Origin of the sequence: Aquabacter sp. (assembly GCF_965279295.1) — a bacterium.
Lineage (GTDB): Bacteria > Pseudomonadota > Alphaproteobacteria > Rhizobiales > Xanthobacteraceae > Aquabacter.
Map to the genome: position 1 here is coordinate 316,225 of NZ_CBDIHQ010000014.1, position 9,284 is coordinate 325,508.

7 protein-coding genes are annotated in these 9,284 nt (G+C 65.6%); all 7 read left to right on the forward strand.

What is annotated here, in order from left to right; translation table 11 throughout:
- Positions 1-1,398 precede the first annotated feature (1,398 nt).
- The 7 genes from ADADO0_RS10465 to hpxZ all read left to right on the forward strand — a co-directional run bounded on the left by ADADO0_RS10465 (position 1,399) and on the right by hpxZ (position 9,179).
- Positions 1,399-3,021 (forward strand): ABC transporter substrate-binding protein, encoded by a 1,623-nt coding sequence (locus tag ADADO0_RS10465; RefSeq protein WP_511305070.1) that lies wholly within the window; start codon positions 1,399-1,401, stop codon positions 3,019-3,021.
- Between the two features lie 166 nt (positions 3,022-3,187).
- On the forward strand, positions 3,188-4,201 hold the full coding sequence (locus ADADO0_RS10470; protein ID WP_511305071.1) for an ABC transporter permease: 1,014 nt from the start codon (positions 3,188-3,190) through the stop codon (positions 4,199-4,201).
- Positions 4,198-5,085 (forward strand): ABC transporter permease, encoded by an 888-nt coding sequence (locus tag ADADO0_RS10475; RefSeq protein WP_511305072.1) that lies wholly within the window; start codon positions 4,198-4,200, stop codon positions 5,083-5,085. The genes ADADO0_RS10470 and ADADO0_RS10475 overlap by 4 nt, the downstream gene beginning before the upstream one ends.
- 14 nt (positions 5,086-5,099) lie before the next feature.
- Positions 5,100-6,866: a dipeptide ABC transporter ATP-binding protein gene (locus ADADO0_RS10480; protein ID WP_511305073.1), complete on the forward strand. Its 1,767-nt coding sequence runs from the start codon at positions 5,100-5,102 to the stop codon at positions 6,864-6,866.
- A gap of 250 nt (positions 6,867-7,116) precedes the next feature.
- The gene (locus ADADO0_RS10485) at positions 7,117-7,329 is read left to right on the forward strand and encodes an AtzG-like protein (protein ID WP_511305074.1); all 213 of its coding nucleotides are present in this window, start codon (positions 7,117-7,119) and stop codon (positions 7,327-7,329) included.
- On the forward strand, positions 7,326-8,783 hold the full coding sequence (locus ADADO0_RS10490) for an AtzE family amidohydrolase (RefSeq protein WP_511305075.1): 1,458 nt from the start codon (positions 7,326-7,328) through the stop codon (positions 8,781-8,783). The genes ADADO0_RS10485 and ADADO0_RS10490 overlap by 4 nt, the downstream gene beginning before the upstream one ends.
- Positions 8,784-8,792: 9 nt before the next feature.
- Entirely contained in the window at positions 8,793-9,179 is a 387-nt protein-coding gene (gene hpxZ, locus ADADO0_RS10495; RefSeq protein WP_511305076.1) for an oxalurate catabolism protein HpxZ, read from the forward strand.
- Positions 9,180-9,284 lie beyond the last annotated feature (105 nt).

Consider the following 9,284-nt stretch of genomic DNA (forward strand, 5'->3'; position numbering starts at 1 on the left):
GCGTTGCGTCATGCGCCATGCCGCCCCCTCTCCCGCTTGCGGGGGAGGGCTGGGGATGGGGCAGAAGCCTTAAGAAAAGGCCTGCACCCGGCCATGTCTCACCTATTCCCCCTCCCTACCCCCTGCCCCTCTCCCGCTTGCGAGACATCTGCGAAACGAGCTGATGCGGGATCGGTGGTGCGTCTCAAGTGACCGCGCCATGCTCCCTCTCCCCGACGGGGAGAGGGTTGGGGTGAGGGGGCAACCCTCTCCAGTCCTGAGATGCCGGAGCCCCCTCACCCGGCTGCTTCGCAGCCGACCTCTCCCCCTCGGGGCGAGGTGGAAACCGCCCGGCCTTTGCACCTAACGAACCGCGGAAGTTTGCGAGATCCCTTTCGCAGAGCTCTCGCTTGCGGGGGAGGGCTGGGGAGGGGGCAGGAGCCGTAAGAAAAGGCTCTGCACCCGGCCATATCTCACCAACTCCCCCTCCCTACCCCTGCCCCTCTCCCGCTTGCGAGACATCTGCGAAACGAGCTGATGCGGGATCGGTGGTGCGTCTCAAGTGACCGCGCCATGCTCCCTCTCCCCGACGGGGAGAGGGTTGGGGTGAGGGGGCAACCCTCTCCAGTCCTGAGATGCCGGAGCCCCCTCGCCCGGCTGCTTCGCAGCCGACCTCTCCCCCTCGGGGCGAGGTGGAAACCGCCCGGCCTTTGCACCTAACGAACCGCGGAAGTTTGCGAGATCCCTTTCGCAGAGCTCTCGCTTGCGGGGGAGGGCTGGGGAGGGGGCAGGAGCCGTAAGAAAAGGCTCTGCACCCGGCCATATCTCACCTATTCCCCCTCCCTACCCCCTGCCCCTCTCCCGCTTGCGAGACATCTGCGAAACGAGCTGATGCGGGATCGGTGGTGCGTCTCAAGTGACCGCGCCATGCTCCCTCTCCCCGACGGGGAGAGGGTTGGGGTGAGGGGGCAACCCTCTCCAGTCCTGAGATGCCGGAGCCCCCTCACCCGGCTGCTTCGCAGCCGACCTCTCCCCCTCGGGGCGAGGTGGAAACCGCCCGGCCTTTGCACCTAACGAACTGCGGGAGTTTGCGAGATCCCTTTCGCAGAGCTCTCGCAGGCGGGAGTGGGAATAACGCCCACTCGGATTGGGACTCGCATGGGACACGCACCTTCCGCCCGTTCCGCAGGCACGGCTGAGATGCGCCCGCATTTCAAACAGGCAGGTTCGCGCGGTGTAATTGCATGCAATGTGCACTTATTTGATTATTAAATAGTCAAATTAGTCATATGTCTCATCACATCCGCACCATCTAAAATTAGATAAGATATTGATCTAATTGAATTTACGAAAAATAGCATGCAATTGGCACGCTCTTTGAAGGAGAGGGATAGAACGCCGCTCCTATGGGGGACTTCGATGAACCGTCGTGAATTTCTTCAGTCTGCTTCCGCCACCGCCGTCGCCACCGGCACGGCCGTCACCGCGCCCGCTGTTTTCTCATCCGCCCAGGCACAGGCGCGAAACGAGACGCTGCTGATCGTCTCTGAGAGCGGCCCCAACAATCTCGACATCCAGGGTGTCGGCACCAACGTCCCCGGCTACGAGGCCAGCTGGAACTCCTACGACCGCCTGATCACCCATCCCATGAAGACGGTGAACGGCACCCAATATTACGACCGCGACAAGTTCGAGGGTCAGCTCGCCGAGGACATGAATGTCGGCGACATGTCGGTCACGTTCAAGCTGAAGAAGAACGCCACCTTCCACGACGGCACGCCCGTCATGGCGAAGGACGTGAAGTGGTCGCTGGACCGCGCCGTCACCGTCGGCGGCTTCCCGACCTTCCAGATGAAGGCCGGCTCGCTGGAGAAGGCGGAACAGTTCGTGGTGGTGGACGACCGCACCGTTCGCGTCGACTTCATCCGCAAGGACCGGCTGACGATCCCCGATCTCGCAGTAATCGTGCCCTCCATCTACAATTCCGAGCTGGTGAAGAAGAACGCCACGGCGCAGGACCCCTGGGGCCTGGAATACACCAAGCAGAACACCGCCGGTTCGGGTCCCTACAAAGTGACCAAATGGACCCCCGGCACCGAAGTCATCTTCGAGCGCAACGACGCCTGGGTCGGCGGCCCGACGCCGAAGATGAAGCGGGTGATCTGGCGCATGGTGCCCTCCGCCGGCAACCGGCGCGCCCTGCTGGAGCGCGGCGATGCCGACATCTCCTATGACCTGCCGAACAAGGATTTCGTGGAACTGAAGGAGAGCGGCAAGCTCACCATCATCTCCACGCCCTATTCCAACGGCCTCCAGTATATGGGGATGAATGTCACCAAGCCGCCGTTCGACAATGTGAAGGTGCGGCAGGCAATGGCCTATGCCATGCCCTATCAGAAGATCATGGACGCGGTGCTGTTCGGCCTCTCCAAGCCGATGTTCGGCGCCCCGGCCGATGCCGCGACCCAGGTCGCCTGGCCGCAGCCGACCAAATACACCACCGACCTCGCCAAGGCGAAGGCGCTGCTGGCGGAAGCCGGCTATCCCAACGGCTTCGAGACCGAGATTTCCTTCGACCTCGGGTTCGCCGGCATCAACGAGCCGCTGAGCGTTCTGGTGCAGGAGAGCCTCGGCCAGATCGGCATCAAGACCACCATCAACAAGATCCCCGGCGCCAACTGGCGCACCGAGCTGAACAAGAAGGTTCTGCCGCTCTACACCAACGTGTTCTCGGGCTGGCTGGATTATCCCGAATACTTCTTCTTCTGGTGCTATCACGGCTCGAATTCGGTGTTCAACACCATGAGCTACCAGTCCAAGGCCATGGACACGTTCATCGACGGCGCCCGCGCGGCGGCGGCGATCGGCGACAAGGCGGCCTACGACACCGACATCAAGGGCATGGTGGATCTCGCGTTCGCCGACGTTCCGCGCATCCCGCTGTTCCAGCCCTACGTCAACGTGGCGATGCAGAAGAACATCACCGGCTACGAATACTGGTTCCACCGCCGCCTCAACTACGCGACGCTCCAGAAGGGCTGAGCGCACCCGCGCAAACCCGCGAGACGGAGGCATGCCTCCGTCTCGTCCCCGGCCGAGCCGGGCAGATCGCCAGAGCGATCTCGAACAGGTTCGCGGCCGCCGGTTCTGGCGCCGTCCTTGCATCTGATGAAGACGTGCTCGCACTCGAGCCGGAGGGAAGGCCGTCATGCTGAAGCTGATCGGAAGCCGTCTCGCCACAGCCATACCGAGCTTGATCGGCGTGGTGATCGTGACGTTCCTCTTGACCCGGGTGCTGCCCGGCGACACGGCGTCGTATTTCGCCGGTCCCGCCGCCACCCCCCAGGCCATCGCCGAAATCCGCGCCAAGCTGGGCCTCGACAAGCCCTTGCCGGCGCAGTTCGTGGACTATGTGACGGCGCTGGCCAAGGGCGACCTCGGCGCCTCGCTCTCCACCGGCCAGCCGGTGGGCAAGGAGATCGCGGCGCGCCTGCCGGCCTCCGCCGAACTCACCTTGTCGGGCCTGATCCTGGCGCTGTTCATCGCCATTCCCTACGGCATCGCGGCGGCGGTGAAGCAGGGCACATGGGTGGACCATTCCTGTCGCATCATCACCACGGCGGGCGTCTCGCTGCCGGTGTTCTTCACCGGGCTGCTGCTGGTCTATGTGTTCTACTTCAAGCTGGGATGGGCGCCCGCGCCGCTCGGCCGGCTTGACGCCTTCGCCACCGCGCCGCCCGACATCACCGGCTTCTATCTGATCGACAGCCTGCTGGCGGGGGATCTCGAAACCTTCCGCGCATCGGCGGCGCAACTGGTGATCCCGGCGATCACGCTGGCCATCTTCGCCCTGGCGCCGATCGCCCGCATGACCCGCGCCTCCATGCTGGCGGTGCTCTCCTCGGAGTTCGTGCGCACCGCGCGAGCGGCTGGGCTGACGCCCTACAAGGTCATCATCGTCTATGCCTTCCGCAATGCCATGCTCCCGGTCATCACGACGCTGGGCATGGTGTTCTCCTTCCTGCTGGGCGCCAACGTGCTGGTGGAGAAGGTGTTCGCGTGGCCGGGCATCGGCTCCTATGCGGTGGAGGCGCTCATCACCTCCGATTTCGCGCCGGTGCAGGGCTTCGTGCTCGCCATGGCGGTCCTCTACATCGTCCTCAATCTTCTGATCGACGTCGCTTACGGCGTGATCGATCCCCGCGCCCGGAGCGAAGCATGACCCTCGCGACCGCACATCCCGAACGTCCGTCCAGCCCGCTGGTCGCGACCCTCAAGCACGCCCGCTATGTGATCTCGGACAATCCGGTCACGGGCCTCGCCTTCGGCATGTTCCTGATCCTGGTGATCTGTGCGCTGCTGGGGCCGTTCTTCGTGCCCTATGATCCGCTGGCGTCCAACACGCCGATGGCGCTGAAGCCACCCTCGGTCGCCCATTGGTTCGGCACCGACCAGTTGGGCCGGGACATCTTCTCCCGCGTGGTGGTCGCCACCCGGCTCGACATGGGCATCGCGATCTGTTCGGTGGCGCTGGTGTTTGCGGCCGGCGGCATCGCCGGCATCGCCTCGGGCTTCTTCGGCGGCTGGACCGACCGGATCATCGGCCGCATCTCCGACACCATCATGGCCTTCCCGCTGTTCGTGCTGGCCATGGGCATCGTCGCCGCGCTGGGCAATACGGTGACCAACATCGTCATCGCCACCGCCATCATCAACTTTCCGCTCTATGTCCGTGTCGCCCGCTCGGAAGCGCAGGTGCGGCGGCAGGCGGGGTTCGTGCAGGCGGCGCGGCTCACCGGCAATTCGGAATGGCGCATCCTGCTCACGCAGATCCTGCCCAACATCATGCCCATCATGATGGTGCAGATGTCGCTGACCATGGGCTACGCCATCCTCAACGCGGCGGGCCTGTCCTTCATCGGCCTCGGCGTGCGCCCGCCCACCTCCGAGTGGGGGATCATGGTGGCGGAGGGCGCCTCCTACATCATCTCGGGTGAATGGTGGATCGCGCTGTTTCCGGGCCTGGCGCTGATGTTCGCCGTGTTCTGCTTCAACCTGCTGGGCGATGGTCTGCGCGACATCGTCGATCCCCAGCGCCGCACCTGACAATGGAGGGGAACATGCACGGTGTCATCGACCCGGCTGTGGCCGGAACCCTCGCTCCGGTGGAGGAGCCGCACGGCAAGCTGCTGGAGGTGAAGAACCTCACGGTGGAGTTCGCCACCCGCAAGGGCATCGTCAAAGCGGTGAAGAATGTCGACCTCACGGTGGCCAAGGGCGAGACCCTGGGCATCGTCGGCGAGAGCGGCTCGGGCAAGTCCGTCACCTCCTATACGGTGATGCGCATCCTCGACCGCGCGGGGCGCATCGCGGAAGGCTCCATCGCCTTCTCCGGCATCGACATCGCCCACGCTCCCGAGGGGCAGATGCGCGACCTGCGCGGCCGCGAAATGTCGATGATCTTCCAGAACCCGCGCACCGCGCTGAACCCCATCCGCAAGGTGGGCCACCAGATCGGCGACGTGCTGCTTCACCACTTGCAGGCCCAGCCCAGCAACGTGAAGGAAAAGGTCATCGACATCCTCAACCAGGTGCGCATCGCCCGGCCCGAGGAACGCTACCACGCCTATCCGTTCGAGCTTTCGGGCGGCATGTGCCAGCGCATCGTCATCGCCCTGGCGCTGGCCTGCCGGCCGCAACTGATGATCGCCGACGAGCCCACCACCGGCCTCGACGTGACCACGCAGAAGGCGGTGATGGATCTCGTGACCGAACTGACGCGCGAGCGCGGCATGTCCACCATCCTGATCACCCACGATCTCGGCCTCGCCGCCGCCTATTGCGACACTGTGATCGTGATGGAAAAGGGGCTGGTGGTGGAGACCGCCCCCGCCGAGCGCATCTTCCGCGATCCCCAGCATCCCTACACCCGCAAGCTGATGCGGGCGACGCCGCGCCCCGGCATCACCCTGAAGGACCTGCTGCCCGAGGGCGATCCGAACGCGGCGCCTTCGCAGACCAAGGCCTTCAGGGCGGCGCCGGACGCAGTGCCGCTGCTGAAGGTGGAAAACCTCGTCAAGGAATATAAGCGCCAGGGCGCCTCGGCCGGCATGCTGGCCTCGCTGTTCGCCAAGAAGGCGGGGAAGAGCGAGCCGGCGGACGATATCTTCCGCGCGGTGGACGGCATCTCCTTCGAGGTGAAGAAGGGCGAGAGCGTCGGCCTCGTGGGCGAGAGCGGCTGCGGCAAGTCCACCACCTCCACCATCGTCATGCGCCTGATCGATGCGACGGCGGGAAAGATCACCTTCGACGGGCAGGATATCGGCGCCATTCCCGCCAAGGAATTCGCCCACCATCCCATCCGCAAGCGCATCCAGATGGTGTTCCAGGACCCGACCGAAAGCCTCAATCCGCGCTACACCGCCGCCCGCGCCATCGCCGATCCGCTGCTGCGCATGGCCGGCATGGGCGGGGGCGCCAAGCTGCGGGCCAAGGTCGAGGAACTGGCGAGCATGGTCGGCCTTCCCGGCGACCTGCTGGACCGTTTCCCCCACCAGCTGTCCGGCGGCCAGAAGGCGCGTGTCGGCATCGCCCGCGCCATCGCTTTGAACCCGGATCTGGTGATCCTCGACGAGCCCACGGCGGCGCTCGACGTGTCGGTGCAGGCGGTGGTGCTCAACCTTCTGGAGGAACTGAAGCACACGCTGGGCATGAGCTATCTGTTCGTCTCCCACGACCTCCACGTCGTGAAGCTGCTGTGCGACCGCGTCATCGTCATGCGGCATGGCCGCGTGGTGGAGGAGGGGACCTCCGACCAGGTTCTGGAGTCCCCCAAGGACGCCTACACCCGCGAACTCATCGCCGCGATTCCCCATCCGCCGGTGTGAGGCCAACTGCGGCAAGCACATGCCGACCCCTCGGATTTCACCCTCCCCCCTTGAGGGGGAGGGAAGGGTGGGGGGTATCTGTCCACCTGGTTTGAGCGGGTGGTTTGGGCGGCGCCATACCCCCCACCCCAACCCTCCCCCTCAAGGGGGGAGGGGGCGAAAAAGGGGGAGAGGGCGGGAGAGGCCGTAAAAGTGGGAGGCCCAACGATGAATGGGCGGCGGATCATGAATTCAATCCACGGAGTGTTTGATGTCTGAAGCTAAGACGCCGATCCCCGCGCCGGATGATCTCGCGCTGGAGCGGCTGCTGGATGGCGCCATTGGCGCATTCGCAATCCCCATGCAGCCGGAATGGCGCCGCGAGGCGACCGCCTATCTGCGCAATGTCGCCGATGCCGCCGCCTTCGTGATGGCCTTCGATCTCGGCGACGAGTTCGACCCCGCGCCGGTGTATCGCCCATGACAACCGAAATTCTCACACCTGAAACCCTGGCCGCGCCCGTCCAGGACGCCACCCCTTTCGCGACCGCGCACGCCCACGAGATCGCCGCCGCCGTGAAGGCGGGCACCGTCACCGCACGGGCGGTGCTGGAGGCGACGCTGGCGCGGATAGCGGCGGTGGAGCCGAAGGTGAATTCCTTCACCGATGTCACCGTCGAACGCGCCCGCGCCAAGGCGGATGCCGTCGATGCCGCCCGCGCCTCGGGTCAGGAATTGGGCCGGCTCGCGGGCGTGCCGTTCGCGGTGAAGAACCTGTTCGATATCGCCGGCCTTCCCACCAAGGCCGGCTCGAAGATCAACCGCGACCTGCCGCCGTCGTCCCGCGACGCCACCCTGATAGAGCGGCTGGAAGCGGCCGACGCGGTGCTGGTGGGCGGGCTGAACATGGGCGAATACGCCTATGATTTCACCGGCGAGAATGCCCATGACGGCGCCTCGTGCAACCCGCACAATCTCGCGCATATGGCGGGCGGCTCATCCGGCGGCTCGGGCTCGGCGATCGGCGCCGGCGAGGTGCCGCTGGCGCTCGGCTCCGACACCAACGGCTCGATCCGCGTGCCCTCGGCCCTGTGCGGCATCTTCGGGCTGAAACCGACCTATGGCCGGCTTTCGCGGGCCCGCACCTTCCCCTTTGTTTCCGCGCTGGACCATCTTGGGCCGTTCGCCCGCTGCCCGACCGATCTCGCGCTGGCCTATGACGCCATGCAGGGCGAGGATTTCGACGATCCATCCCAGACGACGCGCCCGTTTGAACCCACCGCGCCGCGTCTTGGCGAAGGCATCGCCAGCCTGCGGATCGCGGTGGCGGGCGGCTATTTCCGCGCCAAGGCCATGCCCGAGGCGTTCGCCGCCGTGGACGCGGTGGCTACCGCGCTGGGCGCGGACAAAATGGTGGATATTCCCGGCGCTGCGCGGGCGCGGGCGTCCGCCTATGTGATGACAGCCGCCGAGGGGGCGGCGCTGCACGCCCACCGCCTCAGCACCCGGCCGCAGGATTTCGACCCGGCGGTGCGCGACCGGCTGATCGCCGGCCTTGCCATTCCCGCCGCCTGGGTGATGGCGGCCCAGCGGTTCCGCCGGCACTTCCGCCTGGAGATGCTGAAGCTGTTCGAGGAGGTGGACGTGATCCTCGCGCCCTCCACCCCCTGCCGTGCGCCGGAGCGTGGACAGAAGACGTTCGTACTGGACGGAGAGACCCTGCTCGTGCGACCCAATCTCGGCCTGTTCACCCAGCCGATTTCGTTCATCGGCCTGCCCGTGGTGGCGGTGCCGGTGTGGGTGGACGATGGCGATCCGCGCGGGCTGCCGCTGGGTGTCCAGGTGATCGCCCCGCCGTGGCGGGAGGATCTGGCCCTGCGTGTCGCCCATGCCCTGAGCGAAGCCGGCACCTGCCGGGCGCCGGTGGCGAACTTTTGAGGAGTTTCCGTGGAGATCAACCGTCCCGATGTGCTCGCCGAAGTCGAAGCCGCCTTCGCCCAATACGAGGTGGCGCTCGTCACCAATGACGTGGAGACGCTGGAGGCGCTGTTCAACGACAGCCCCCTCACCATCCGCTACGGCGGCGGCGAGAATCTCTATGGCATGGACGAGATCAAGGCGTTCCGGCGCGGGCGCTCGCCGGTGGGGCTGATGCGCACCACCGCGCGCACCGTGATCACCAGCTACGGCGCGGATTTCGCCACGGCCTCCACCCTGTTTTATCGCGACGGTGCGTCGGGCAAGGTGGGGCGGCAGCAGCAAAGCTGGGTGCGGTTTCCCGAGGGCTGGAAGGTGGTCGCCGCCCACGTCAGCGTGATAACGGAGCCGGAGTGAGGGCGCCGCGCGGAGGTAAATTCGTGTCCCCTCAATGCGTTAGGCTTTTCACGCCGCATATTGAGGCCACACACGTCGATATGAAATCATCGCCTTTCAGCGAAT

What these genes read in the sequence shown, in the direction of transcription:
- ADADO0_RS10465 (WP_511305070.1), top strand. Translation starts at nt 1,399, where the DNA reads ATGAACCGTCGTGAATTTCTTCAGTCTGCTTCCGCCACCGCCGTCGCC.
- ADADO0_RS10480 (WP_511305073.1), top strand. Translation starts at nt 5,100, where the DNA reads ATGCACGGTGTCATCGACCCGGCTGTGGCCGGAACCCTCGCTCCGGTG.
- ADADO0_RS10490 (WP_511305075.1), top strand. Translation starts at nt 7,326, where the DNA reads ATGACAACCGAAATTCTCACACCTGAAACCCTGGCCGCGCCCGTCCAG.
- ADADO0_RS10470 (WP_511305071.1), top strand. Translation starts at nt 3,188, where the DNA reads ATGCTGAAGCTGATCGGAAGCCGTCTCGCCACAGCCATACCGAGCTTG.
- ADADO0_RS10475 (WP_511305072.1), top strand. Translation starts at nt 4,198, where the DNA reads ATGACCCTCGCGACCGCACATCCCGAACGTCCGTCCAGCCCGCTGGTC.
- ADADO0_RS10485 (WP_511305074.1), top strand. Translation starts at nt 7,117, where the DNA reads ATGTCTGAAGCTAAGACGCCGATCCCCGCGCCGGATGATCTCGCGCTG.